General features: G+C 70.4%; 22 protein-coding genes. 13 read left to right on the forward strand and 9 right to left on the reverse strand.

The genetic code is table 11. The annotated features are described in order from the left end of the window. Window positions 1-154: 154 nt before the first annotated feature. Together miv_RS09645 and miv_RS09650 are read right to left on the reverse strand one after the other, a co-directional pair. Complete coding sequence (locus tag miv_RS09645; RefSeq protein ID WP_207182425.1) at window positions 155-616, reverse strand: GNAT family N-acetyltransferase; 462 nt, start codon at window positions 614-616, stop codon at window positions 155-157. Window positions 617-856: 240 nt separating this feature from the next. Then, window positions 857-1,759: a GGDEF domain-containing response regulator gene (locus miv_RS09650; protein ID WP_048429785.1), complete on the reverse strand. Its 903-nt coding sequence runs from the start codon at window positions 1,757-1,759 to the stop codon at window positions 857-859. Window positions 1,760-1,861: 102 nt separating this feature from the next. Here miv_RS09650 and miv_RS09655 point away from each other — a divergent pair, with 102 nt between their 5' ends. After that, the gene (locus miv_RS09655) at window positions 1,862-2,233 is read left to right on the forward strand and encodes a hypothetical protein (protein ID WP_207182427.1); all 372 of its coding nucleotides are present in this window, start codon (window positions 1,862-1,864) and stop codon (window positions 2,231-2,233) included. 7 nt (window positions 2,234-2,240) lie between these two features. Here the strand turns inward: miv_RS09655 and miv_RS09660 are convergent, their stop codons facing one another. Continuing rightward, window positions 2,241-3,179 (reverse strand): IclR family transcriptional regulator, encoded by a 939-nt coding sequence (locus miv_RS09660; RefSeq protein ID WP_244748934.1) that lies wholly within the window; start codon window positions 3,177-3,179, stop codon window positions 2,241-2,243. Between the two features lie 272 nt (window positions 3,180-3,451). Here miv_RS09660 and miv_RS09665 point away from each other — a divergent pair, with 272 nt between their 5' ends. The 5 genes from miv_RS09665 to miv_RS09685 all read left to right on the forward strand — a co-directional run bounded on the left by miv_RS09665 (window position 3,452) and on the right by miv_RS09685 (window position 8,771). Then, entirely contained in the window at window positions 3,452-4,651 is a 1,200-nt protein-coding gene (locus miv_RS09665) for a branched-chain amino acid ABC transporter substrate-binding protein (protein WP_207183448.1), read from the forward strand. A gap of 328 nt (window positions 4,652-4,979) precedes the next feature. After that, window positions 4,980-5,933 (forward strand): branched-chain amino acid ABC transporter permease, encoded by a 954-nt coding sequence (locus tag miv_RS09670; protein ID WP_058620278.1) that lies wholly within the window; start codon window positions 4,980-4,982, stop codon window positions 5,931-5,933. After that, a complete protein-coding gene (locus tag miv_RS09675; RefSeq protein ID WP_207182428.1) occupies window positions 5,930-7,258 on the forward strand; it encodes a branched-chain amino acid ABC transporter permease in 1,329 nt (442 codons plus the stop codon). Before miv_RS09670 ends, miv_RS09675 begins: the two co-directional genes overlap by 4 nt. A gap of 11 nt (window positions 7,259-7,269) precedes the next feature. Beyond that, the gene (locus tag miv_RS09680; RefSeq protein ID WP_048427655.1) at window positions 7,270-8,034 is read left to right on the forward strand and encodes an ABC transporter ATP-binding protein; all 765 of its coding nucleotides are present in this window, start codon (window positions 7,270-7,272) and stop codon (window positions 8,032-8,034) included. A gap of 14 nt (window positions 8,035-8,048) precedes the next feature. Further along, window positions 8,049-8,771 carry an ABC transporter ATP-binding protein gene (locus miv_RS09685; RefSeq protein WP_048427654.1) on the forward strand — a complete coding sequence of 241 codons (723 nt, stop codon included), beginning with the start codon at window positions 8,049-8,051 and terminating at the stop codon, window positions 8,769-8,771. Window positions 8,772-8,809: 38 nt separating this feature from the next. On the opposite strand, the gene miv_RS09690 is transcribed toward miv_RS09685, so the two are convergent. Beyond that, window positions 8,810-9,229, reverse strand: a complete 420-nt coding sequence (locus miv_RS09690; RefSeq protein ID WP_048427651.1) for an FKBP-type peptidyl-prolyl cis-trans isomerase — start codon at window positions 9,227-9,229, stop codon at window positions 8,810-8,812. Window positions 9,230-9,310: 81 nt separating this feature from the next. Continuing rightward, on the reverse strand, window positions 9,311-10,063 hold the full coding sequence (gene otsB, locus miv_RS09695) for a trehalose-phosphatase (protein ID WP_058620277.1): 753 nt from the start codon (window positions 10,061-10,063) through the stop codon (window positions 9,311-9,313). A gap of 531 nt (window positions 10,064-10,594) precedes the next feature. On the opposite strand from otsB, the gene miv_RS09700 reads away from it, so the two are divergent. Then, complete coding sequence (locus miv_RS09700) at window positions 10,595-12,553, forward strand: putative bifunctional diguanylate cyclase/phosphodiesterase (protein ID WP_207182430.1); 1,959 nt, start codon at window positions 10,595-10,597, stop codon at window positions 12,551-12,553. A 257-nt stretch (window positions 12,554-12,810) separates the two neighbouring features. On the opposite strand, the gene tkt is transcribed toward miv_RS09700, so the two are convergent. The 4 genes from tkt to miv_RS09720 all read right to left on the reverse strand — a co-directional run bounded on the left by tkt (window position 12,811) and on the right by miv_RS09720 (window position 18,165). Continuing rightward, window positions 12,811-14,889, reverse strand: coding sequence for a transketolase (gene tkt / locus miv_RS09705; protein ID WP_207182432.1), 2,079 nt, complete (start codon window positions 14,887-14,889; stop codon window positions 12,811-12,813). A 40-nt stretch (window positions 14,890-14,929) separates the two neighbouring features. Further along, window positions 14,930-16,819: a glycoside hydrolase family 15 protein gene (locus tag miv_RS09710; protein ID WP_207182434.1), complete on the reverse strand. Its 1,890-nt coding sequence runs from the start codon at window positions 16,817-16,819 to the stop codon at window positions 14,930-14,932. 132 nt (window positions 16,820-16,951) lie between these two features. Further along, window positions 16,952-17,413 (reverse strand): GNAT family N-acetyltransferase, encoded by a 462-nt coding sequence (locus miv_RS09715; RefSeq protein WP_207182436.1) that lies wholly within the window; start codon window positions 17,411-17,413, stop codon window positions 16,952-16,954. A gap of 68 nt (window positions 17,414-17,481) precedes the next feature. Next, window positions 17,482-18,165 carry a hypothetical protein gene (locus miv_RS09720; RefSeq protein ID WP_207182438.1) on the reverse strand — a complete coding sequence of 228 codons (684 nt, stop codon included), beginning with the start codon at window positions 18,163-18,165 and terminating at the stop codon, window positions 17,482-17,484. Between the two features lie 238 nt (window positions 18,166-18,403). Between miv_RS09720 and miv_RS09725 the strand changes: the two genes are divergently transcribed. The 6 genes from miv_RS09725 (at window position 18,404) to miv_RS09750 (ending at window position 24,572) form a co-directional block, all read left to right on the forward strand. After that, window positions 18,404-19,018 carry an ANTAR domain-containing response regulator gene (locus miv_RS09725; RefSeq protein WP_207182439.1) on the forward strand — a complete coding sequence of 205 codons (615 nt, stop codon included), beginning with the start codon at window positions 18,404-18,406 and terminating at the stop codon, window positions 19,016-19,018. Next, complete coding sequence (locus miv_RS09730; RefSeq protein ID WP_207182441.1) at window positions 19,015-20,016, forward strand: CmpA/NrtA family ABC transporter substrate-binding protein; 1,002 nt, start codon at window positions 19,015-19,017, stop codon at window positions 20,014-20,016. The genes miv_RS09725 and miv_RS09730 overlap by 4 nt, the downstream gene beginning before the upstream one ends. Window positions 20,017-20,378: 362 nt before the next feature. Next, window positions 20,379-21,665, forward strand: a complete 1,287-nt coding sequence (locus tag miv_RS09735; RefSeq protein ID WP_207182443.1) for a CmpA/NrtA family ABC transporter substrate-binding protein — start codon at window positions 20,379-20,381, stop codon at window positions 21,663-21,665. Next, window positions 21,665-22,525, forward strand: coding sequence for a nitrate ABC transporter permease (gene ntrB, locus miv_RS09740; RefSeq protein ID WP_207182445.1), 861 nt, complete (start codon window positions 21,665-21,667; stop codon window positions 22,523-22,525). Before miv_RS09735 ends, ntrB begins: the two co-directional genes overlap by 1 nt. Before the next feature lie 11 nt (window positions 22,526-22,536). After that, the gene (locus miv_RS09745) at window positions 22,537-23,331 is read left to right on the forward strand and encodes an ABC transporter ATP-binding protein (protein WP_207182446.1); all 795 of its coding nucleotides are present in this window, start codon (window positions 22,537-22,539) and stop codon (window positions 23,329-23,331) included. A gap of 5 nt (window positions 23,332-23,336) precedes the next feature. Next, the gene (locus miv_RS09750) at window positions 23,337-24,572 is read left to right on the forward strand and encodes an NAD(P)/FAD-dependent oxidoreductase (RefSeq protein WP_207182447.1); all 1,236 of its coding nucleotides are present in this window, start codon (window positions 23,337-23,339) and stop codon (window positions 24,570-24,572) included. The last annotated feature ends 2 nt before the right edge of the window (window positions 24,573-24,574 follow it).

The raw sequence follows: 24,574 nt of genomic DNA on the forward strand, positions 1-24,574 counted from the left end.
GTAGACCGACTCCGCGGCAGGATGTCGCGAATGGAGCGGTTCGGAGCGTCGGTGACCGGTCCGGCAGGGGCCGCCGCACCGCCCCGGTTTGGAACGTCGGCCTCGGTACTTTCCCGCATTGGATCAGGCCGGGCCGGCACGGCGTCGCCGGCCGTCAGAGAACCTTTTCCAGGAACAGGCTGGCCGGCGGCGCCCGGTACGGGGGAAACGGGTCGCGAGGTGCGAAGCCCGCCCGGCGGTAGAGCCTTCGGGCCTCGACGTTGCGGGTCCCGACTTCGAGCACGACGATCCGGGCGCCGCGCCGGCGCGCCTCGGTCTCGGCCTCCCGCACCAGGGCGGATCCGACGCCGGCCCCGCGGGCGGCGGCGCTCACGATCAGGCGCTTCAGCTCGATCGTGCCCCCGCCGCGCGCGATCAGGGCGCAGAGGCCGACCGCCTCGCCGGCGATGCGCGCGACGAGGAGACGGGTGCCCGGGACGGCCAGGCTTTCCGGTGCGATGGGGCGATGCTCTCCGGCCGGATAGAGGCGTGCCGCCACGTCGCCCGCCTCCGACAGGAGGGCCGACACCTCGGCTTGCAGGGGCGTCTCGACGCCGATCGTAACGGGTGCGGCCATGCGGGCAGCAGAGCGCGAATGACGCGCCACCCTGAGCCACAGTCTCGCAAGCGGTCGCCGGCTCGGCGCGGCGACTAAGGGAGCGAAGACAAACTCGGCAGGGTTGCGCCGTACAGCTCCGCCGAGGGTGATCGATCCCGGATCGGGGCCCGTCGCAGGGTCGGACCCGCACTGCGCCCGGCCGGGGCGCCGCCGGCTCTCGGGCGCGCCGCCTCCCGGCCGGACCGGTTGCGCGGGGCGTTACCCCGCCCGCGCCAGGATCAGGTCGGTGGCGGCCGAGACGACCCGGTTGCGGCCGGTGGTCTTGGCCTCGTAGAGCGCGATGTCGGCGCGCTTGAGCAGGCCGCCGATCGTCTCGCCCTCCGACCAGGTGCTGACGCCGAAGCTCGCGGTGATCTGCACCGGGCCGCGCTGGCCCTTGAAGCGCAGCTGCGTGCAGCGCAGCCGCAGCCGGCCCGCGGCGGCCTCGGCCTCCTCCAGGGTGCGGCCGGGGAGGGCGAGGGCGAATTCCTCGCCGCCGAGGCGCCCGGCGAGGCCGCCGGCCTCCGTCAAAAGTTCCTGGGCGACGCCGCGGATCACCGTATCGCCGACATCGTGGCCGTGCTGGTCGTTGACCGACTTGAACTGGTCGATATCGGCCAGGATCATCGAGATCCGCCCGTGGGCGCCGGCCCGGTCCGCCGCCTCGCCGGCCCGCTGCAGGAAGGCGCGCCGGTTGAGGAGCCCCGTGAGGGAATCGGTCTCGGCGAGGCGGATCAGCTCCCGCTGCATCCCGGTCATCCGCTCGGCGGCGCGCAGGCGGGCGTAGAGCTCCTCCGGGCTCGGCGGCTTGTCGATGAAGTCGTCCGAGCCGCTGTCGAGCGCCTCCGCCAGGTTGCGGGCGTTGCGGGCCGACGACATGGTGATGATGTAGAGCGGGCGATGCGCATCCGCGAGCAGCCGGGCCGACCAGCACAGTTCGAGACCGCCGATCGGCCGCACCTCGAGGCTGGTGATCAGGGCGGTCACCGAGGCGTTGTCGGTGACGAAGTCCAGCGCCTCGCGCGAATCCGTGAAGGTGTCCACGGTGTGGCCGCGCGGCGTCAGGAGCCCGCTGATGACCTTGAGCACGACCCGGCTCGGATCGACGACGACGATGTGCATGACGCCCCCGGGCAGGAGGAAAGGCCCCCGCATCCCGCGAAAAGGTTGCGCCCGAAGGTTTAACGTCGCCTCAAGGCGGCCCGCACAATCGTGGAGCTTACGGTGACGCAGCGCCACGCCCCGTCGACGACGGCCACGGCTCCGTCCTCCCCCCCGGTCACGCCGGACGGGCGCTACATCGTGGTGCGCGGGCGGCTGTGGCGGCGCAGCGATCCGGGCCTCGCGCCGGCGGAGCGCGAGGCCCTGGTGGCCGCCCTGATGCGGGCCCGCCGGGCGGTGAGCGACGCCAAGGCGGAGGGCGGCGCGGCGCTCGCCGAGGCGCGCGCCGCGGTCGATGCCGCCAAGCACGGCCTCGGGGAGCGCGGCCCCCCGTGGTGGACCGACGGGACGCCGGACTACAACCGGCACCTCGCCCGCAACACGCCCTATGCGGCGTGGTTCGCCGCGATCGAGGGGGAGGCAGGCGAGGGGTAGGGCGCCCTCAATCGACGATGCCCAGCGCGCGCATGCGCCCGATCGTCTCCATCAGCCGCGGACCGGTATCCGTGCGCAGCACCTCCTCGGTGAGCAGGAAGGCCGGACCGCTGATGTTGAGGGCGAACTGGCCGCGCCCGCCAGGGGCCTGGATCGGTGCCGCGACGGCATTGATGTCCTGGTGCCAGATGCCGATTCCGACGCAGAATCCGTGCGTGGCGATCTCGTCGGCGCAGCGCCGGTAGGTCTCGTCCAGGCGGGCGCCGTCGGCGCCGTCGCGACGCAGGCGGAGCATCAGGGCCGCCCGTTCCGTCTCGTCGAGGCTCGACAGCGTCGCCATGCCCATGGCGCTGCGGGCGAGCGGCAGACGGTAGCCGACCTCGCTCGACAAGACGATGCGTTGGCCCTGGCCCCGCCAGAGCTGGACGTAGACGCTGGACAGCCCGTCGAGCAGCCCCAGCGCCACGTGGGCCTGCACCGCGGTGGCGAGGTCCTGCAGGAACGGCTTCACCATCTGCGGGAAGGAGTTCTGGCGCAGGAAGGCCGAGCTGAGCGCCAGGACCGCGGGACCCAGCCCGTACCGTTCGCCCTCCGAATCGTGGACGAGGTAGCCCAGCGACAGGAGCGTATGGGTCAGGCGCGAGACCGTGGGCTTGGGCAGGCCGGTGCGGGACGCGATCTCGCGGTTGCCCAGCATCTCGGCGGCGTCCCGGAAGGCGCGCAGCACCTGAAGGCCGCGGGCCAGCGCGGTGACGAACTGGCGATCGCCGTCCTCGGGCTCCGCCGCCTCCTCCTTCACGATATCCACCGCGGCGTGCTTGACCGAAGGGTCCTCGACCAGGGAATCCTTGGCCGCCGCGTCATTGGCCGGCGCGTCCTTGGCCACACCGTCCTTGGCCGCGCTCCGGGTGACCGTGCCGGCGCGCGCCGCCATCGCCTGTGCCATGCTGCCGCCTCCCTCTCGCCCCGGGGCTTGTCGGCGCGCCCCGGATTGCAGCCCAGGGTGACCGGCGGACACCGAATCGGCAACCTGTTTCGCGATGCGGATCGACATTTCGCGACTTGACCGGTCCGAGACGGGGAGGCAGTGTCGTGACGACAAGGGGGCATCGACCCCCGGGCGACGCCGAACACGGCGCGTCACCAAGAATATCCGGAACGCCATTCCAGGAGGACGCCTTGGTCAAGACCCTCGCGCGCATCACGGCCGCCGGCCTCATGGCCCTGGCGGCCTCGACCGCGCTCGCCGCGCCGATGAGCCTGAAGATCGCCTTCGTCGATCCGCTCTCCGGCGGCGGCGCCAGCACCGGCGAGGCCGGGCTGAAGACCTTTCAGTTCATGGCCGACCAGCTCAATGCCAAGAACCCCGACCTGAAGCTCGAGGTGACGGGCTACGACAACAAGCTCAACCCGCAGGAAAGCATCGTCCAGCTTCAGAAGGCGATCGATTCCGGCGCCCGCGTGGTGGTGCAGGGCAACGGCTCCTCGGTCGGTGCCGCGCTGATCGACTTCGTCGGCAAATACAACGACCGTAATCCCGGCAAGGAGATCCTGTATCTCAACTACGCCGCGGTCGATCCGGCGCTGACCAACGCCAAGTGCAATTACTGGCACTTCCGGTTCGACGCCAATTCCGACATCAAGATGGCGGCCCTGACGAACTACATCAAGGGCAAGCCGGAGATCAAAAAAGTCTATCTGATCAATCAGGACTACTCGCACGGTCAGGCGGTGCGCGCCGCCGCCCGGGCGATGCTGAAGGAGAAGCGGCCCGACATCCAGATCGTCGGCGACGAGGTGGCACCGCTGCAGAAGGTCAACGACTTCTCGCCCTACATCGCCAAGATCAAGGCCTCGGGCGCCGACACCGTGATCACCGGCAACTGGGCGCAGGACATGGCGCTGCTGCTCAAGGCCGCCGGCGATGCCGGTCTCCAGGCCAAGTTCTACACCTATTACGGCGGCGGCGCCGGCGGTCCGACCGCGATCAAGCAGGCGAACCTGCCCGACCACGTCTACCAGATCTCGGAGGGCTATCCGAACATCGACTCGAAGGCCGGCCACGACTTCGAGATCGCCTTCCGCGCCAAGACGGGCCAGGAGCTGACCTATCCGCGGGTCGTCAACCTGATGAACATCCTCGCCAAGGCGACGCTCGCGGCGAAGTCGACCGACCCGAAGGCCGTCGCCAAGGCGATGGATGCGATCCACAACGACACGCTCTACGGCAAGGACAGCTTCATGCGTCCGGACGATCACCAGATCTTCCAGCCGATCTACATCTCGCGTTTCGGGCCGGTCGACACCAAGACGGTCCTCGACAGCGAGAATACCGGCTGGGGCTGGACCGGCGACGGCGTGGTCGAGGCGAAGGACACCATCCTCCCGACCACCTGCAAGATGGACCGGCCGAGCTGAGGCCGAATCGGGCGGCGTCTCAAGAGAATGGGGTGCCGCTTCACGCGTTGCGAACGATCTGAGCTGAACGGCCCTTTCCCGGACGACTGCAGCGAAGCGGAATGAGATCCGGGATCCAGCACAAGAAGTGCCGCGAAGCGGCTCTATCTTTGCAACGTTGCAGACAAACGGACGCTTCGCGAATTTTAACGCTGGATCCCGGATCTCCTTCCGCTGACGCTGCAGTCGTCCGGGAAAGGGCGGGGTTGATCAAAACTCAAAGCCGAGACGGGTGTTTTCTGCACGGCCCCCGCCATTCCGGCACCCCGCACCGGCAGGAGACCCCCGCGTGCTCGAACTCCTCATCATCTCGACGCTGAACGGCGTGCTCTACGGGATGCTGCTCTTCCTGATGGCGAGCGGCCTGACCCTGATCTTCAGCATGATGGGCGTGCTCAATTTCGCCCATGCCAGCTTTTACATGCTGGGGGCGTTCTTCGGCTACCAGATCAGCAAGTTCACCGGGTTCTGGGTCGGCCTCGTCGCCGCCCCGGTCGTCGTCGGCGGCATCGGCGCGCTCGTCGAGCGCTACGGCCTGCGCAACGTCCACCGCCACGGCCACGTCCCGGAACTGCTCTTCACCTTCGGCCTCGCCTACGTGATCGAGGAGGTGGTGCAGATGGTCTGGGGCAAGCTGCCGGTCGATTACCGGGTGCCGGCGGTGCTCGACTTCCCGGCCTTCACGGTGTTCGGCACCAACTACCCGGCCTACAAGCTGTTCATGCTGGTGATCTCGGTGGCGATCTTCATCGCCCTCCTGGTGGCCCTGACCCGCACCCGGGTCGGGCTGATCATCCAGGCGGCGCTGACGCATCCCAACATGGTGGCGATGCTCGGCCACGACGTGCCGAAGGTGTTCATGCTGGTCTTCGGTGTCGGCACGGGCTTGGCCGCGGTCGCGGGCGTCATCGCCGGGCCGGCGCTCGTCACCCAGGCCAACATGGCGGGCCTGCTCGGGCCGATCCTGTTCGTCGTCGTCGTCGTCGGGGGCTTGGGCTCCCTTACCGGCGCCTTCGTGGCCTCGCTGCTGATCGGGCTGGTCCAGACTTTCGCCATCTCCCTCGACGTCTCGGTCGCCACCGTGTTCCAGGCCATCGGCATCGACGCCGCGCCCTCGGGCGGGGTGCTGGGCGACCTCTGGACCGTGACGATCGCCCAGATCGGGCCGATCATCCCCTATCTCCTGCTGGTCCTCGTGCTGATCGCGCGGCCGACCGGCCTGCTCGGGAACCGCGAAGCATGAGCGACCTCGCCGACATCGCGCCGTCCGGGGCCCTCGCGCAGGCCGGCGCCCGCCCGTCGATCCGGCCCAAGGGCGCCAGCGTCGCCGCGCAGGTCCTGCCGTGGCTCGCGGCCGCGGCGATCCTGGTCGCGGCGCCCCTCGTCTTCACCAGCGGCACGGCGCTGACCATGATGAGCCTGATGGGCATCATGGTGGTGTTCTCCCTGTCCTACAACATGCTGCTCGGCCAGACCGGGCTCCTGTCCTTCGGCCACGCGGTCTATTACGGCCTCGGCGCCTTCTTCACCGTCCACGCGATGAACCTCGTGGCCGGTTTGCGCCTGCCGGTGCCCCTGCCGCTGATGCCGGTGGTGGGCGGGCTCGCCGGCCTCGCCTTCGGCATCCTGTTCGGGGCGATCTCGACGAGGCGGGCCGGCACCGTCTTCGCCATGATCTCGCTCGGCATCGCCGAACTGGTCTCGTCGGGCTCACACATCCTGCACAGCTTCTTCGGCGGCGAGGAGGGCATCACCGCCAACCGGACCAAGATGCTGCGGGTCTTCGATCTCAGCTTCGGGCCGCAGATCCATGTCTACTACCTGATCGCCGCCTGGTGCCTGATCTGCGCGGTGGCGATGTACGCGATCACCCGCACGCCGCTCGGCCGCCTGTGCAATGCCGTGCGGGAGAACCCGGAGCGGGTCGAGTTCCTCGGCTACGAGCCGCAGGCGATCCGCATCACCGCCTTCTGCCTGTCCGCGATGTTCGCCGGCGTCGCCGGTGCGCTGGCGGCGATCAACTTCGAGATCGCCAACTCGGCCTATCTCGGTGTGCACCAGTCCGGCGTGGTGCTGCTCGCGACCTTCATCGGCGGCATCGGCACCTTCGTCGGCCCGGTGGTCGGCGCGGTCGTGGTGACGCTGCTCCAGGTCTCGCTCAGCGACCTCACGGAGGTCTGGCAGCTCTATTTCGGGCTCCTGTTCATCGCCATCGTGATGTTCGCTCCCGGCGGCATCGCGGGCCTCGCCCTCATGCACGGCCCGCTGATCCGCGCCGGCACCGCGCACCGGCTGCTGCCGGCCTATCTCCTGGCGCTCGGGCCGTTCCTGCTGCTGCTGGCCGGCGCCATCGCGCTGATCGAGATGGCGTTCCGGGTGCTGGTCAAGGCCTCCGACGGCACCGAGATGAGCCTCGTCGGCATCTCCTTCGACGCCGCCCATCTCCTGCCCTGGATCATCGCCGGCGCGATGGCGGTGGGCGGCGGGCTGGCGTTGCGCGCCGTCCTGCCGCGGGTGAACGCCGCCTGGCACGACGCCTCCGACGCCGCCAAGGAGACGCTGGCATGAAGGCCCCCGGCATGACCGCCCCCGCGATCGAATTGTCCGGCGTCCACAAGAGCTTCGGCCCGGCCAAGATCATCAACGGCGTCGACCTCGCCGTCCCGGCGGGCGAGCGCCACGCCATCATCGGGCCGAACGGTGCCGGCAAGTCGACGCTGTTCCACCTGATCAGCGGCCGGTTCGCGCCGACGAGCGGCACGATCAAGCTGGAGGGCCGGGACATCACCGGCTGGCGCCCGGCGGCGATCAACAAGGCCGGGCTCGCCCGCAGCTTCCAGGTCACCAACATCTTCCCCAAGCTCAGCGTGTGGGAGAACGTGCGCTGCGCGGTGCTCCGCGCCATGGGCCATGGCCCGTCCTTCTGGCGCGGGGTCGAGGGGCTGCCGGGCGTCGCCGAGCGCACGGAAGAAATTCTCGCCCGCATCCGCCTCGGCCATCGCGCCTCGGTGGCGGCGGGGCTCCTGGCCTATGCCGATCAGCGGGCGCTCGAGATCGGCATCGCCATCGCCAGCGACGCCAAGGTCATCCTCCTCGACGAGCCGATGGCCGGGATGAGCCACAGCGAGAGCGAGCACGCGACCCAGCTGATCCGCGAGGTTACGACGGGCCGCACGCTCCTGATGGTCGAGCACGACATGGCGGTGGTGTTCGGGCTCGCCGACCGCATCTCCGTGCTGGTCTACGGCCGGATCATCGCCACCGACACGCCAGCCCGCATCCGGGAGAACCGCGCCGTGCAGGAAGCCTATCTCGGCGTCGCCACCGGGGAGGAGGCCGCGTGAGCGCCGCCCCGGCCATGCCGGCTGCCGGCACCGCACCCGCGCTCCTCGAGGTCGAGGACCTGCACGCCTATTACGGCAAGAGCCACATCCTCCAGGGGGTGAGTTTTTCGGTCGGGGCCGGCGAGATCGTGTCGATCCTCGGCCGCAACGGGGTGGGCCGCTCCACCACCCTCAAGGCGATCATGGGCGACGTGCCGCCCCGCGGCCAGATCCGCTTCAAGGGCCAAGCCATCGCCGGCCTCAAGCCCTACGCGGTCGCCCGAAGGGGCCTCGGCTACGTGCCGGAGGAGCGGGCGATCTTCCCCAAGCTCACGGTGCGGCAGAACCTGGCGCTCGGCGAGAAGAGCGGTAAGCGCGGCGGGCGCTGGTCCTACGCCGACATCTTCCGGCTGTTTCCGCGGCTGGAGGAGCGGATCGACACGCCAGGCGGCGTGCTCTCGGGCGGCGAGCAGCAGATGCTCACGATCTGCCGTACCCTGATGGGCGATCCCGACCTCATCATGATCGACGAGCCGACGGAAGGCCTGTCGCCCCAGATGGTCGCCCGCGTCGCCGAGATGATCGGCGAGATCGCCGCGCGGGGCGTCTCGGTGCTGCTCGTCGAGCAGAAGCTGACCATCGCGTTGAAGCTGTCGCAGCGCCTCTACGTCATGGGCCACGGCCACGTCGTGTTCGAAGGCAGCCCCGCGGCACTCTCCGCCAACGAGGCGGTGCGGCGGGAGTGGCTGGAGGTGTAGCAAATGACCCCGGGCGCTCTGCGCCCGGGGCATCGGGCTCAGCGCACGCCGAGCAGTTCCACGTCGAACATCAGCGTGGCGTTCGGCGGGATCACGCCGCCGGCGCCGCGGGCGCCGTAGCCGAGCTCCGGCGGGATGATCAGGGTGCGCTTGCCGCCAACCTTCATGGTCGACAGGCCCTCGTCCCAGCCCTTGATCACCTGGCCGGTGCCGACCGCGAAGTTCAGCGGCTGCTTGCGGTCGAGGGAACTGTCGAACTTCGCGCCCTTCTTGCCGTCCTGGTAGAGCCAGCCGGTATAGTGGACGCTGACGGTCTGGCCGGCCTTGGGCTGCGGACCGGTGCCGACCACGTCGTCCTTGACCTGGAGGCCGGACGGGGTGGTGGAGAACGAGGCGGCGGAGGCTGAGGCGGTCATGGCGATCGTGAGGGCTCCGGCGAGGAAGAGGGAACGGCGCATCGACGGGATCGGTCCTGTGCGTGACGTCGGAGGTGAGTTAGGGCATCGCGGCGCCGGCGGATAGGCCGCGCCGCATCGGCCTCAGGCCGGGGGCAGGGATTCCGGGTCGATCGCCCCGCCCGCGGCCCAGCCCAGGAGCAGGTCCCGCACCGCCGCCGGATCGGCCACCCGGTGGCGGGCCACGGTCTCGCCGGGCCCGACCCGGATGGTGATCCCGCCATCCTCGTTCACCGGCACGAAGGCCTTCTCGTCGGTGAGGTCGTCGCCGATGAACACCGCGCGCCGGCCCGCATAGGGCGCCTCGGCCAGGAAGGCCCGGATGGCGTGGCCCTTGGTGGCGCTGGCGGGCAGGATCTCGGCCACCGCCTTGCCCTGTTGCAGCCGGTAGGCCTCGCCGAGGATGCCGGCGACGGACGACGCGGCCGATTGCGCCCGGACGGCATCGGCCTCGGTCGCGAGGCGCCAATGCACCGCGACCGAGCAGCCCTTGTCCTCGATCAGCACGCCGTCGAGATCGGCCACCGCCCGTTGCAGGGTCGCGACGCCGGCCCGCAGGGCGGGATGCGCCGCCGGGTCGCCACCCGTGAGCCGGCCGTCGCGCCGCTGCTCGACGCCGTGCAGGCCGGCGACGTCGAAGCGCTCCGGGTCGAGGAAGCCGTCGATGGTGGCGACCGGCCGCCCGGTCACCAGGGCGAGCGCACCGCCGAGGCGGCCGCGCAACCGCGCGAGTCCGGCGGGCAGGGCGGGGGGGACGACCACGCCGTCGGGCCGGGACGCGATCTCCACCAGGGTGCCGTCGAAGTCGAGGAAGAGGGCGTAGGCGGTGTCGGTCAAGGGATCGGGTCTCCCGTCGGTGTCAGGGGCCGTCGCGACGCCACGACCGGCCCGCATCCCGCTTCGTTGCGCCGAGCGAAGCCCCGGCGCCGTGGGTGCGGGCCGGCGCCTCGTCCTGCGACGGGAATTGGCGAGGCAGCCCCGAATCGCAACCGCGGCGAGGCGCCAAAACCGGGGTGGGGAGGAGACATCATGTCGCGGTCAGGGGGCGAGCCGGGTGCCGCCCGGCGTGCATGCTCCTGGGCGGACGGTATTCCTAAAATGCGCGATAATTTCGAGCGACGCGCGACGACGGCCGGGCAAGCTGGCGCGAGCGGTCTCCGTTGGGGAAGGTTGCACGAGGCGTCGCGGAGGGCTGCCGGATTGCGGGGCTTCGGCGTCCCGGGTCGGTTCGATCCACCGGCTTACCCATATCTTACTGTCGCACGGAGAACTCGATGACCCGCGTAACTTTTGATTCAACCGCTTCTGATTACTGATAGGAGTGACGTGGATACGGTGGTCGGCTCGGCCGAGCGGGGTGGATACGCAGTGCGGCGGATTCTGACGATCCTCGACCTCTTCCGGGTCGATACCTCGAACCCGGACCTGATGCAGGCGCAGATGCGCGCCCTGCACAACCATGTCCCTCTGCTTTACCTGATCCTGGCGATCAACTCGACGGCGGTGGCCGTCACCCATCTCGGCGTCGCCCCGAACTGGATCACCGTCTATCCGCTTGTCGGATTGCTGTCGGTCTGCGCCCTGCGACTCGGGCTGTGGCTGCGTCGGCGCCAACGGCCCCTCGACGCGCAGGCGACCCCGGCCAAGCTGCGCGCCACGATAGCGCTCGCCGGGCTCCTGGCGGCTTCCTTCATGGCCTGGGGCGTCGCGCTGCTGCGGTACGGCGACGTCTACGCGCAGGCCCACGTGCTGTTCTACGTCGGCAACACGATGATCGCCTGCGCCTTCTGCCTCGCACATCTGCGGGCGGCGTCGCTCCTGGTGATCGCGATCGTCGTCGTCCCGTTCTGCCTGTATGTCGGCTACCTCGACAACCACGTGATGCGGGCGATCGCCCTCAACCTGCTGGTGGTGAGCGGTGCCCTCGCCTTCGTGCTGCTCACGTATCACCGCGACTTCACCCGGCTCATCGGCCAGCAGGTGGAGCTCGAACGGTTGAGCCGGGACAACCTGCGGCTGGCCAATATCGACACCCTGACCGGCCTGCCCAACCGGCGCAGCTTCTTTACCTCCCTGGAGGCGGCGACGCAGGCGGCGGAGGCCCGCGGAGACGGCTTCGTCGTCGGTCTCGTCGACCTCGACGGCTTCAAACCGGTGAACGACGCCCACGGTCACGGTGCCGGCGATGCCGTTCTCCAGGAAACCGCCGGGCGTCTCCAGGCAGTCCTGGGCGAAAGCGGCGTGGTGGCTCGCCTCGGCGGCGACGAGTTCGGCCTGATCCTGTCCAGCGCGCACGGCGCGACCGCCCTGGCCAAGACCGGCGAGGCGCTCTGCGGTGCCCTGGCGGCGCCGTTCCGGCTACCGAACGGCGGCAGCGCGCAGATCGCCGCCTCGATCGGCTTCGCCTCCTGCCCGGAGGCCGGGTACAAGTCGGCGATCCTCGTCGAGCGTGCGGATTACGCCCTGTACTATGCCAAGGCGAACAGCCGGGGCTCCGCCGTTCTGTTCACCGAGGAGCACGAGCGGCTGCTGCGCACCCAGAGCGTAATCGAGCAGGCCCTGCGCCATGCCGATCTCGCGCGGGAGATGAGCCTCGTCTACCAGCCGATCGTCGACGTGCGGAACGGCCGCACGATCGCGTTCGAGGCGCTGGCGCGGTGGAAGAGCCCGGAACTGGGCCAGATCTCCCCAGCGGTGTTCGTGCCGATCGCCGAGCGGTCCGGCCTCATCACCCGCATCACCGCGGTGCTGTTCGGGCAGGCGCTCGCCGCGGCGCGGGCCTGGCCGGACTCGATCGCCCTGTCCTTCAACCTGTCGATGGCGGACATCGCCTCGCCCCAGGCCGCGGCCAACATCGTCGCGACCGTCAAGGCGAGCGGCCTCGCCCCCGGCCGGGTGGTCCTGGAGGCGACCGAGACGGCCCTGATCCAGGACGTGGACCAGGCCCAGAAGGTGCTGAGGACCCTGAGGGCGAACGGCATCGCCATCGCGCTGGACGATTTCGGGACCGGCTACTCGTCCCTGAGCTACGTTCACCGCTTGCCGCTCGACAAGCTCAAGATCGATCGCAGCTTCATCAGCGAGATCACCACCGACCCGGCGAGCCGCGACATCGTCACGTCGATCCTGGCGCTGGCCCGGAACCTGAAGCTCTGCTGCGTGGTCGAGGGCATCGAGACCGCCGAGCAGGCCCGTCTCCTCGAAAGCCTCGGCTGCGTCCAGATGCAGGGCTATCACTTCCACCGGCCGATGGGCTTCTCCGACACCCTGGACTACCTCGATGCCGAGGCGGCGCGGGCGCCCCACCGGGTGCAGGCCGTCGCCTGACCGGACGCCGCCTGGACGGAAAGGCGGCTGGGGCGAACTGCCACCCATCCGGATCCGCCAGAGCCCCCAACCCCTCGATTCCGGTCATGGCCGGTTCGACCGTGCTGTTGTGGTCCTGGCGGCGAAGCAAGATATTCGATGATTCTGCGCCGGACTGTCTCACGCCCACCCGGTCGTCCCGCACGCCGCTTCGCAGCTCCGGCATGACGGGGAGGGCGTGACGCCCGCCGGAGAGACCCGGCGGGCTCCCTGTCGTCTCAGCTCTTCGTCTTGGCCAGCTGGGCGCGCGCCGCCTCCAGCACCTTCTCCGGCGTGAAGCCGAACTTGGTCTGGAGGTCCTTGATCGGCGCCGAGGAGCCGAAGGTGTGCATGCCCAGGATCGTGCCGGTGCTGCCGGTGTAGCGGTCCCAGCCGATCACCGAGCCCTGCTCGACCGCGACGCGGGCCGTCACCTCGGGCGGCAGCACGCTGTTGCGGTAGGCCTCGTCCTGCTGCTCGAACAGGTCCCAGGACGGCATCGACACCACCCGGGCCTTCACGCCCTCGGCCTTCAGCGTCTCGTAGGCGCCAAGGCAGAGCTGCACCTCGGAGCCGGTGCCGATCAGGATCACGTCGGGCTTCGCCTCCTCGGCCCCGGCCAGCACGTAGGCGCCCTTCGCGGTGCCGGAGGCCGGGGCATACTTCTCCCGGTCGACGGTCGGCAGGGGCTGGCGGCTGAGCGCCAGCACGGCCGGCTGGTGCTTGAGCTGCATGATGACGCGATAGGCTTCCGCCACCTCGTTGGCGTCCGCCGGCCGGAAGGTGACGAGGCCGGGAATCGCGCGCAGCGCCAGCAGGTGCTCCACCGGCTGGTGGGTCGGCCCGTCCTCGCCCACCCCGATCGAATCGTGGGTGAAGACGTGGAAGACCGGCACCTCCATCAGGGCAGCGAGCCGGATCGGCGGGCGCATGTAGTCGGAGAAGACCAGGAAGGTCGCCCCGTAGGCGCGCAGGCCCACGAGCCCGAGGCCGTTCACGATCGAGCCCATCGCGTGCTCGCGCACGCCGAAATGGATGTTGCGCCCGCCGGGCGTGAACGGGCCGAGGGTGCCGGCCTCCGGGCTCTCGAGCTTGGTCTTGTTCGAGGGCGCGAGGTCGGCCGAGCCGCCGAGCAGCCACGGCACCCGGTTGGCGATGGCGTTGAGCACCTTGCCCGAGGATTCGCGGGTGGCGAGGCCCTTGGGGTCCGCCGGGAAGACCGGGATGTCGGCATCCCAGTCCTCCGGCAGGCCGCCGGCGAGATAGGTGGCGAGGTCCTGGGCGAGGCCCGCATCATCGGCCTTCACCGCCTCGACCAGCGCCAGCCACTCCTCGCGAAGGGCCTTGCCGCGGGCGCCGATGCCATTGCGGAAGTTGTCGTAGACGCCGTCCGGCACCAGGAACTGCGAATCCTCCGGCCAGCCATAGGCGCGCTTGGCGCCCTTGACCTCGTCGGGGCCGAGCGCGTCCGAGTGGGCCTTCGGGGTGCCCTGCTTCGTCGGTGCGCCGTAGCCGATCACCGAGTTGACGATGATGAGCGTGGGGCGGTCGCCCGATTGCAGGAAGGTCTCGAGGGCGTGGGACACCGCCACCGTGTCGTTGGCGTCGGCGACGCGCAAAACCTGCCAGCCATAGGCCAGGAAGCGGGCGGCGACCTCCTCGCTGAAGGCGAGGTCGGTGTGTCCCTCGATGGTGATGGTGTTGTTGTCGTAGATCCAGCACAGGTTCGACAGGCGCAGGTGCCCGGCGATCGAGGCGGCCTCGGCGGAGACGCCCTCCATCAGGTCGCCGTCGCTGCACAGCGCGTAGACGTTGTAGTCGAAGAGCGGCCGGTCGCCATGGGCCAGGCGCTCGCCGAGGAAGCGGCCGCCCATCGCCATGCCGACGGAGTTGGCGACGCCCTGGCCGAGCGGCCCGGTGGTCACCTCGACGCCGGTGGTGAAGTGGTATTCCGGGTGGCCCGGGGTGCGGCTGTCGAGCTGGCGGAACTTCTTGATGTCCTCCAGGCTCACCGCCGGGGCGTTGCCCCCGTCCTTCTCCGCCACCTCGGCGAGGTGGAGCAGGCTGTAGAGCAGCATCGAGGCGTGGCCGACCGACAGCACGAAGCGGTCGCGGTTGGGCCAGTGCGGGTTCGCCGGGTCGTAGCGGAGGTAGTGGTTCCACAGGGTGAAGGCGACCGGGGCGAGGCCCATCGGCGCGCCGGCATGGCCGGAATTGGCCTTCTGCACGGCATCGATCGTCAGCGTGCGGATCGTGTCGATGCTGCGCTGGTCGATCTCGCTGGTGCCGGCCTTCGCCTTGGTGTCGGCTGCGCTCATGTCTGGGCCTCGTCCAAATGGGGTGTCGGGATGCGCCGTCTTACGACGCCGCGCCCTGGGCCGCCTGCGCCAGCATCACCGGGCGCTCGCCCGCCTGCTCCGCCGCCGCGTCAGGGTCTCCGCCGCGCTCCTTAGCGGGTCCGACGGCGCGACTGAAGTTCAGAAGCGTGTTGACGAGCGCGACATGGCTGAACGCCTGCGGAAAATTCCCGACCTGGCGCTTGCGCACGGGGTCGTACTCCTCGGCGAGCAGCCCGACGTCGTTGCAGAGCGCCAGCAGCCGCTCGATCAGGGCGCGGGCCTCCTCGCAGCGGCCGAGCCCGATCAGGTTGTCGGCGTACCAGAAGCTGCACGGCAGGAACGCGCCCTCGCCGGCGGGCAGGCCGTCGGTGCTCTGGCCGCTGGTGTCGTAGCGCAGCACGAAGCCGTCATGCATCAGGTCGCGGCCGATCGCCTCGACGGTGCCGACGACCCGCGGGTCGTCCTGGGGCAGGAAGCCCATATGGGCGATGAGCAGCAGGCTCGCGTCCAAGTCCTTCGAGCCGTAGAACTGCACGAAGCTGTTGCGCTCCTTATCGAAGCCCTTGTCGCAGACCTCGCGGTGGATCTCGTCGCGGGTGGCGCGCCAGCGCGCCACCGAGGCCTCGTCCCCGGCGGTCGGCTCGTTGTCGGAGACGTGCTCCTCGTAGAACTTGATCGCCCGGTCGAAGGCGACCCAGGCCATCACCTTCGAGTGGACGAAGTGCTTGCGCCCGCCGCGCACCTCCCAGATGCCCTCGTCCGGCTCGCGCCAGACCCGCTCTAAGTGGTCGAGGAGGGCGCGTCCGACCCGGACGCCGGATTCGTCGGCCCGCATGCCGCGCTGGTGGGCCTGATAGAGGGCGTCGAACAGCTCGCCGTAGACGTCGAGCTGGAATTGCTGGGCGGCGGCGTTGCCGACCCGCACCGGGCGCGAGCCCTCGTAGCCCGGCAGCCAGTCGAGCTCGATCTCGGGCAGCAGGCGCTCGCCGGCGATGCCGTAGAGGATGTGGGCCTGGGCGGGGCTGCCCGCCACCGCCCGGGTGAGCCAGTCGCGCCAGGCCCGGGCCTCGTCGATATAGCCCGCATCCATCAGCGCCAGCAGCGTGAAGGTCGAGTCGCGCAGCCAGCAGAACCGGTAGTCCCAGTTGCGCACGCCGCCGATCTCTTCGGGCAGCGAGGTGGTGGGCGCCGCCACGATGCCGCCGGTCGGCCGGTAGATCAGCGCCTTGAGGGTCAGGAGCGAGCGCGTCAACACCGCGTCCCAGGGCGTGCCGCCGCGGCAGCGCCGGCACCATGAGCGCCAGTAATCGACGGTGCCGGAGAGCACCTTGCGCGGCTCGATCGGCGGCGGGTCCTCCTCGTGGGAGAGGCCGTAGCTGAGGACGAAGGCGGTGCTGCGCCCTTCCTCGATCGTGAAGTCCGAGACCGTCGACTGCCCGACGCCCTTGAGGGCTGCGCGGGTGCGCAGGACCAGCTTGTTCGGCCCGGCGATGGCGCGCAGGTCGTCGTTCTCGCTGCGCGACACCCAGGGGACGGCGGAGCCGTAATCGAAGCGGACCACCAGGTCCATGCGCATCGCCACCCGGCCGCGCACGCCCTCGACGAGGCGCACCAAGTGGGTACCGTCCTCGACCGGCATGTAGTCGAGCACCCGCACCACGCCCTCGGGGGTCTCGTGGGTGGTCTCGAGGACCAGGGTGTCCTCCAGGTAGCGCCGGGTGGTGGTGGCCGCGCCCGCGGGTGCGATGCGCCAGTGGCCGTGATCCTCGCGGGTGCCGAGCAGGGCCGCGAAGCAGGCCGACGCGTCGAAGCGCGGCCAGCACAGCCAGTCGACGCTGCCGTCGCGCCCGATCAGCGCCGCGCTGCGCCCGTCCCCGACGAGCGCGTAATCCTCGATGAGCAACGCCATGATGCGTCCCGAACAGAGCTGTGACGCCCGTAGCTAGAGCGGCCTCCCCTTGGGCCAACCCGGGGGTTCGGCGCTATCGACGGCGCTGCACCATGGCTGGCGGCTCGGCGCTCGCGGCTCGGCCGCGCGACCTCACTCGGGCCGGACGGCGATCCGCCGGACCTGGAATCCGGTCTTCGACGGCGCGAACCCGGCCGCCTCGTAGAACGCGAGCGTGGAGGGCTTCCTCAATCCCGTCATCAGCATGACCTTGTAGCAACCGGCCGCCCAGGCCCGCTCGACGGCCGCGCCCAGGATGGCCCGACCGAACCCGGCGCCCCGATGGTCCGCGTGGGTGACGACGTTCTCGATGAGCGCGTAGGGCTGGCCGCCTCGGGTCAGGTTCGGGATGACGACCAGCGTGCAGGTCGTGACCAGCCTGTCCCCGACGGCCCCGACGAGGACCGCGCTGCCCTCAAGGCGCGACAGGCGATCGAGGATCGCCGCGGCCTCCTCGGGCTGGCAGCGCGCATCGTCCGGGTCGAGATGGACGTAGAGATCGAGGAGGCGCGGCAGATCGGACCGATCCGCGGGCCTGACGACAAGGGTGGACATCGTGATCCCGTGGCAATGCGGCGTGCCGAGGGCCGCCGCGTCGGATCGCCCCGCGCCCGGCCTCCGCTCTATCGCCGGCGGTCGATCAGGTCGATCATCGCGGCGCCGGCATTCACCACGCCGTCACCGACCGCCGCCACCGTCTGCGTCACCACCCGGCCGGTCGGCATGAAGGGCAGCCAGGGCGAGGACCGCCCGGTCTCCGAGTCGGTGCTCGCCGTGCGGGTCGCGGGCATGCGCCCGGATTCCGTCGCGGTCTCGGGCTGGGTCTTGCCCGCCCGCGGCATCTCGGGCCGGGCCGGCGGGCGCAGGCCCGCGAGCGCCGGCACCGCGCGGGTGCGGTGGGGCGCGGCGAGACGGCGGGGCGCCTTGCCCTCCGGCTTGTCCTCCGCGGTCTTCTCGACGGCCTTGGCCTCCGCGAGCACCGGCAGCACCGGCATGGCGGCCTCGGGCGGGAGTGTCGCGACCAGGGGGAATTGCCGCTCGAACTCGAGCGGGTAGGGGGCGCGCACCCGTCCGTCGCCCTCGGGGGCGCCGCGAAACAGGTCGGACCCTGGCGGCAGCGGCTGCATCGCCACGACCTGGCCCTCCGGCGCCCGCGCTTCCGGCTCGCGCCAGTACAGCGAGCCCGCCGCCAGGCAGATCGCCACGCAGGCGGTGGGGAGCAGCGGCAGGTAGCCCCGCGAGGCGCCGGGCAGGCTTCCGATGGCGCCGATCGCCGCCGTCTCGCGCATCCGCCCCTTGTCCCGCATCCGAACCTCCTGGCCGATCGATGCCGCAGTGAAGCGCGGGTTTCGGGCCGAAGCGGGGCCGTTTCTTTGCGCTTTCGTGTCCGCCGGTCGGTTGGATGGGATCGAGGCCGGCCAGGACGGAGGGCGGGGATGCCAGGGCGCAGTCCTTGCGGTAGGGAGCGGGCGAGACCGCCCCATTCCCGGGCCCCGGGCGAAGCACCGTCCGCACGGCCCGACACTTGCGTGATCCGACGCCGACATGCCCGACCGCGCGACCCCCGCCCCGTCCCCGGGCGACCCCCTGACCATCGCCGTCGTCGACCCGAGCCGCGCCCGGGCCGCGATCCTGGAAGAGGGCCTGCGCGCCGTCGAGGGCGCCCGGGTGGTCGTCATTCCCGACACCGCCGATCTCCTCGACCGGCTGTCGGCCGTCTCGCCCGACGTGGTGGTGATCCATCTCGAGAGCCCGAGCCGCGACCTCCTGGAGCAGATGTTCGGGGTCTCGCGCCTCGTCGAGCGGCCGGTGGCGATGTTCGTCGACCGCTCCGACACGCCGATGATGCAGGCGGCGGTGGATGCCGGCATCTCGGCCTACATCGTCGACGGCCTGCGCGCCGAGCGGATCAAGCCGATCATCGAGATCGCGATCCTGCGCTTCAACGCCTTCGCGCGGCTCCAGCGCGAGCTCAGCGAGGCCAAGGGCGAGCTGGCCGACCGCAAGCTGATCGAGCGCGCCAAGGGCATCCTGATGAGCGCCAAGGGCCTGACCGAGGACGAGGCCTACAAGCAGCTCCGGCGCAAGGCCATGAACGAGAAGCGCAAGATCGTCGACATCGCCCGCGCCATCGTCACCGCCGCGGACCTGCTCGGATGAGGCTCCAGCTCGGCTACGTCCCGCTCACCGACGCCGCGGTGCTCATCGCCGCGGTGGAGCGCGGCTTCACGGAGGAGGAGGGGCTCGGCGTCGATCTCGCCCCGGCGCCGTCCTGGGCCACCCTGCGCGACCACCTGGCGCTCGGTCTCCTCGACGGCGCCCACATGCTGGCGCCGCTGGCGCTCGCCTGCCACTTGGGCTTGAGCGGACCGCAGGCCCGCCTGATCGCGCCTGCGGCGCTCGCCCGCAACGGCAACGCCGTGACCCTGTCGCTGCCGCTCTGGCAGGCACTCGATGCCCGATCGGACGCCTTGGCGGATGTCGCCCGCGCCTTCGCCCGGGTGGCCGAGGCCCGGGCCGGGGAGGGGTGCCCGCTGACGCTGGGCACCGTCCATCCCTATTCCAGCCACACCTACCAGCTGCGGCGCCTGCTGGCGCTCGGCGGCGGCTCCCTCTCGGCCGTGCGCCTCATCGTGGTGCCGCCGCCCCGCACCGTCGAGGCGCTGGAGCGCGGGCTGATCGACGGGTTCTGCGTCGGCGCGCCCTGGAGCACCGTCGCGGTCGAGGCCGGGGTCGGCCGCATCGCGGCGCTCGGCGCCCACATCGCGCCGGATTGCCCGGAAAAGGTGCTGGCCCTGACCGCCGACATGGCGGACCGCGCCGCCCCGCTCCTGCGCGCCCTGAAGCGCAGCGCCCGCTGGTGTGGCGACCCGGAGAACCGCGAGGACCTGGCCGCGCTCCTCGGCAGCCGGCGCCATCTCGGCCTCGACCCGGCGCTCATCGCCCGCGGCCTCTCGGGCCGCCTGCGCCTCGCGCCCGGCGGGCCGCTGGTTCCGGCGCCCGATTACCTCGTGCTCGGCGAGCGGGAACTGACCCCCGACCCGGCCTCCCTCGACTGGCTCGCCGACGAGATGGCGGCGGCGGGGCAGGTCGCGGCCGGGGCGGTGCGGACGGAGGCGGCGGGCCTGTACCGGCCGGACCTGCTGACGGCGGCGTGACGCCGCTCCCCTCTCTGCTCAATTTTTCGGCTGCTGCATCTGCTGCCTGTTTCCATAGCCCGCAGCCTGCCGTTTGTGCATCGCATCCATCCGCCAGGCCGGCCTGGCGCCCTGTCCGGCCAAGCTCGGAATCGATCCGATTTCAATCACTTGAATCGCCCCCGAGGCGATTGGCACGAAACCTGCTCTCTTCCCCTCGTCCGTCAGCGTCGACGGGCACCGACCGTCAGCAAAGCCGCTGACCCGAGTTCCCCTGTGGGCCCCGCATCGCGTGGCCGGCGGAAGACCTTGGGCGGCGGCTTTTTGCGTTCCGAACCGGATCGAGCGCCTGGGCGGCGCTAGGACTTGAGGGCGAGTCATCGATGAGCAGCGTTGAGCACACCACGCGTCGCGGTCTCCTCAAGGGGGCGGCCGGCGCCCTGTCGCTGGCGGCGGCCGGCCGCGTCGCCCTGCCGGGCGGCGCCTTCGCGCAAGGAGCCGGACCCGAGGTGAAGGGCGCCAAGCTCGGCTTCATCGCGCTCACCGATGCCGCCCCCCTCTTCGTCGCCAAGGAGAAGGGCATCTTCGCCAAGCATGGCATGCCCGACGTCGAGGTGCTGAAGCAGGCCTCCTGGGGCACCACCCGCGACAACCTGGTGCTGGGCTCGGAGGGCAACGGCATCGACGGGGCCCACATCCTGACCCCGATGCCCTACCTGATCAGTGCCGGCCGGGTGACGCAGAACAACGTGCCCGTGCCGATGTACATCCTGGCCCGGCTCAACCTCGCCGGCCAGTGCATCTCGGTCGCCAAGGAGCATATGGGCGACAAGGTCGCCCTCGATACGAAGCCCTTCAAGGCGGCTCTGGAGCGCAAGAAGGCGTCGGGCAAGTCGGTGAAGGCCGCCATGACCTTCCCGGGCGGCACCCACGACCTCTGGATCCGCTACTGGCTCGCCGCCGGCGGCATCGATCCCGACAAGGACATCGAGACCATCGTCGTGCCGCCGGCCCAGATGGTGGCGAACATGAAGGTCGGCACGATGGATTGCTTCTGCGTCTGCGAGCCGTGGAACGAGCAGCTGATCACGCAAGGCATCGGCTACACCGCGCTGACCACCGGCGAATTGTGGAAGGACCACCCGGAAAAGGCGCTCGGCATGCGCGCCGCCTGGGTCGACAAGTACCCGAACGCCGCGAAAGCCCTGCTCGCCGCCGTGATGGAGGCGCAACAATGGTGCGACAAGCCGGAGAACCGCGACGAGCTCGCCGGCATCGTCGCCAAGCGCCAGTGGATCAACGTCCCGGCGAGCGACGTCGTCAAGCGGATGAAGGGCGAGTTCGATTACGGCGACGGCCGCAAGGTGTCGAATAGCCCGCACATCATGAAGTACTGGGCCGACAACGCCTCGTATCCGTACAAGTCGCACGACCTCTGGTTCCTCACCGAGGACATCCGCTGGGGCAAGTTCGATCCCCAGACCGACACCAAGGCCCTGATCGACAAGGTCAACCGCGAGGACATCTGGCGCGAGGTGGCCAAGGGCATGGGCGTCACGGCGCCGGCGTCGACCTCGCGCGGCCAGGAAACCTTCTTCGACGGCAAGGTCTTCGATCCGGCGGATCCCGCCGCCTACCTCAACAGCCTCGGCATCAAGAAGGTGGCGTGATGGCTCTCGGAACCACCCTCGGGCGCGTCGTCGCCGCCAAGCGGGAGGGGGCGCGGGCTCCCCTCGTCACCCGCGCCGTCCTCAAGGGCCTGGCGCTCCGGATCGTGCCGCCGCTCGTTGTGCTGGCGGTCTTCCTGCTCGTCTGGGAAGTCCTGTGCGGGCGCCCCGGCGCCGGCCTGCCGCCGCCCTCGCGGGTGGTCACCGATGCCTGGGACATCATCGTCCACCCGTTCTACGACAATGGCGGCACCGACAAGGGGCTCTTCTGGCACATCGCCGCCAGCCTCCAGCGCGTGGCCTTGGGCTTCACCCTGGCGGTGATCGCCGGCGTGCTGCTCGGGACGCTGGTCGGCCAGTCGGAATGGGCGATGCGCGGGCTCGACCCGATCTTCCAGGTCTTGCGCACCATTCCGCCGCTCGCCTGGCTGCCCTTGTCGCTCGCCGCCTTCCGGGACGGCCAGCCCTCGGCGATCTTCGTGATCTTCATCACGTCGATCTGGCCGATCATCATCAACACCGCGGTCGGCATCCGCAACATTCCGCAGGACTATCGCAACGTCGCCGCGGTGCTCCGCCTCAACGCCTTCGAGTTCTTCGCCAAGGTGATGCTGCCTTCCGCCGCTCCCTACATCTTCACCGGCCTTCGCATCGGCGTCGGCCTGTCCTGGCTCGCCATCGTGGCCGCCGAGATGCTGATCGGCGGCGTCGGCATCGGCTTCTTCATCTGGGACGCCTGGAACTCCTCGCATATCAGCGAGATCATCGTGGCCCTGGTCTATGTCGGGGTGATCGGCTTCGTGCTCGACCGCCTCGTCGCCGGCCTCGGCCACCTCGTCACCCGCGGCACCGCCACGGCCTGAGGAGGCCCATCATGACCCATCTCAGCCTCGAACAGGTCGGCATCAGCTTCACCCGCGGCGGGCGCACCACGGAAGTGCTGCGCGACGTGAACCTGAAGATCGAGAAGGGCGAGTTCGTCTCGCTGATCGGCCATTCCGGTTGCGGCAAGTCGACCGTGCTCAACATCGTGGCGGGCCTGCTCAAGGCCTCCACCGGCGGCGTCCTCCTCGACGGCAAGGAGGTCAACAGCCCCGGCCCCGAGCGCGCCGTGGTCTTCCAGAACCACTCGCTCCTGCCCTGGCTGACCGTGCGCGAGAACGTGGCGCTCGCCGTCGACAAGGTGCTGAAGTCGAGGAAGAGCAAGGCCGAACGGCGCGACTGGATCGAGCACAACCTCGCGCTCGTCAACATGACCCACGCGGCCGAGAAGCGCCCGCACGAGATCTCCGGCGGCATGAAGCAGCGCGTCGGCATCGCCCGGGCGCTCGCGATGGAGCCGAAGGTGCTGCTGATGGACGAGCCCTTCGGTGCGCTGGACGCTCTGACCCGGGCGCATCTGCAAGATCAGCTGATGGAGATCCACCTGCGGCTGAAGAACACCGTCATCATGATCACCCACGACGTCGACGAGGCGGTTCTGCTCTCCGACCGGATCGTCATGATGACGAACGGCCCCTCGGCGACGATCGGCGAGGTCCTGACGGTGCCGCTCGCCCGGCCGCGCAAGCGCCTGGAGCTCGTCGAGGACCCGACCTACACCCATGCCCGGGCCGAGGTGCTGGAATTCCTCTACGCCCGCCACGCCAAACCCGCGATCGCGGCCTGACGCGCATGACCGATCGCCTCGTCGTCATCGGCAACGGCATGGCCTCGCTCCGCTTCCTGGAGCGGCTGAGCGAGGCCGCCCCCGGGCGCTACGCCGTCACCTGCATCGGCGCCGAGCCGGTGGCGGCCTATAACCGGGTGCTCTTGTCGTCGCTCCTCGGTGGCGAGGTCGACGAGGCGGCCTGCACCTTCCGCGGGCTCGACTGGTACGCCGAGCACGGCATCACCCTCGTTACCGGCGCGCCCGCCACCGCGATCGACACCGCCGAGCGCCTCGTCCGCGTCGGCGAGGGGCTGGTGCTGCCCTACGACAAGCTGGTCCTGGCGGTCGGCTCGGTGCCGATCCGGCTGCCGAAGCCCGGGATGGATCTGCCCGGCGTCATCACCTTCCGGGATCTCGCCGACGTGGCGGCGATCCGCCGGGCGGCGGTGGCGGGGGCCCGGGCGGTCGTGATCGGCGGCGGGCTCCTCGGGCTCGAGGCGGCGGTCGGGCTGGCGCGGCTCGGCGTCGACACCACGCTGCTGCACGTCATGGACCGCTTGATGGAGCGCCAGCTCGACCACGCCGCCGCAGGCCTCGTGCGCGAGGCGATGGAGGCCCGCGGCGTCCGGGTGATCCTGAAGGCCGACACCATGGCGGTCGAGGGCGACGGCCGTGTCGAGCGCCTGGTTCTCTCGGATGGCACGGTGCTGCCGGCCGATCTCGTGGTGATGTCGGTCGGCGTGCGTCCCTCGACGGCTTTGGCGGCCAGTGCCGGCCTCGCGGTCGGCCGCGGCATCCGGGTCGACGACACGATGGCGACCTCGGTGCCGGGCATCTACGCGCTCGGCGAATGCGCCGAGCATCGCGGCCAGACCTACGGCCTCGTCGAGCCGGCCTACGAGCAGGCCGAGGTGCTGGCCCGCCATCTCTGCGGCGTCGAGGCAACTTACGCCGGCACCTCGCTCGCGACCAGCCTCAAGGTGTCGGGCCTGCCGGTCTTCTCCGCCGGAGCCGTCGACGTGCCCGACGGCGCCGAGGCCGTGACCTGGAGCGACCCGGCGACGGGCCTATACCGCAAGCTCGTGATCGACGGCGACCGGCTGATCGGCGCGGTCTTCGTCGGCGACGTCGCCGAGCAGGGCTGGTGCAAGGCCCTGATCCGCACCGGCGAGACGATCACGTCCGACGACCGGGACGACCTGATGTTCGGGCGCCCGGTCTCCCCCGAGCTTCCCGCCCCCCAACCCCTCGCAGCGTGAAG

The sequence above is a fragment of the Methylobacterium indicum genome (genome assembly GCF_017347565.1).
Classification (GTDB): domain Bacteria; phylum Pseudomonadota; class Alphaproteobacteria; order Rhizobiales; family Beijerinckiaceae; genus Methylobacterium; species Methylobacterium indicum.

Coding starts and splice junctions, on each gene's coding strand:
- miv_RS09660 (WP_244748934.1), bottom strand. CDS start 3,179: ATGGCACAGGCGATGGCGGCGCGCGCCGGCACGGTCACCCGGAGCGCG.
- miv_RS09725 (WP_207182439.1), top strand. CDS start 18,404: ATGCCCGACCGCGCGACCCCCGCCCCGTCCCCGGGCGACCCCCTGACC.
- miv_RS09680 (WP_048427655.1), top strand. CDS start 7,270: ATGACCGCCCCCGCGATCGAATTGTCCGGCGTCCACAAGAGCTTCGGC.
- miv_RS09730 (WP_207182441.1), top strand. CDS start 19,015: ATGAGGCTCCAGCTCGGCTACGTCCCGCTCACCGACGCCGCGGTGCTC.
- miv_RS09645 (WP_207182425.1), bottom strand. CDS start 616: ATGGCCGCACCCGTTACGATCGGCGTCGAGACGCCCCTGCAAGCCGAG.
- miv_RS09690 (WP_048427651.1), bottom strand. CDS start 9,229: ATGCGCCGTTCCCTCTTCCTCGCCGGAGCCCTCACGATCGCCATGACC.
- miv_RS09665 (WP_207183448.1), top strand. CDS start 3,452: ATGGCCCTGGCGGCCTCGACCGCGCTCGCCGCGCCGATGAGCCTGAAG.
- miv_RS09720 (WP_207182438.1), bottom strand. CDS start 18,165: ATGCGGGACAAGGGGCGGATGCGCGAGACGGCGGCGATCGGCGCCATC.
- miv_RS09750 (WP_207182447.1), top strand. CDS start 23,337: ATGACCGATCGCCTCGTCGTCATCGGCAACGGCATGGCCTCGCTCCGC.
- miv_RS09710 (WP_207182434.1), bottom strand. CDS start 16,819: ATGGCGTTGCTCATCGAGGATTACGCGCTCGTCGGGGACGGGCGCAGC.
- miv_RS09735 (WP_207182443.1), top strand. CDS start 20,379: ATGAGCAGCGTTGAGCACACCACGCGTCGCGGTCTCCTCAAGGGGGCG.
- tkt (WP_207182432.1), bottom strand. CDS start 14,889: ATGAGCGCAGCCGACACCAAGGCGAAGGCCGGCACCAGCGAGATCGAC.
- miv_RS09650 (WP_048429785.1), bottom strand. CDS start 1,759: ATGCACATCGTCGTCGTCGATCCGAGCCGGGTCGTGCTCAAGGTCATC.
- miv_RS09715 (WP_207182436.1), bottom strand. CDS start 17,413: ATGTCCACCCTTGTCGTCAGGCCCGCGGATCGGTCCGATCTGCCGCGC.
- miv_RS09685 (WP_048427654.1), top strand. CDS start 8,049: ATGCCGGCTGCCGGCACCGCACCCGCGCTCCTCGAGGTCGAGGACCTG.
- ntrB (WP_207182445.1), top strand. CDS start 21,665: ATGGCTCTCGGAACCACCCTCGGGCGCGTCGTCGCCGCCAAGCGGGAG.
- miv_RS09745 (WP_207182446.1), top strand. CDS start 22,537: ATGACCCATCTCAGCCTCGAACAGGTCGGCATCAGCTTCACCCGCGGC.
- miv_RS09675 (WP_207182428.1), top strand. CDS start 5,930: ATGAGCGACCTCGCCGACATCGCGCCGTCCGGGGCCCTCGCGCAGGCC.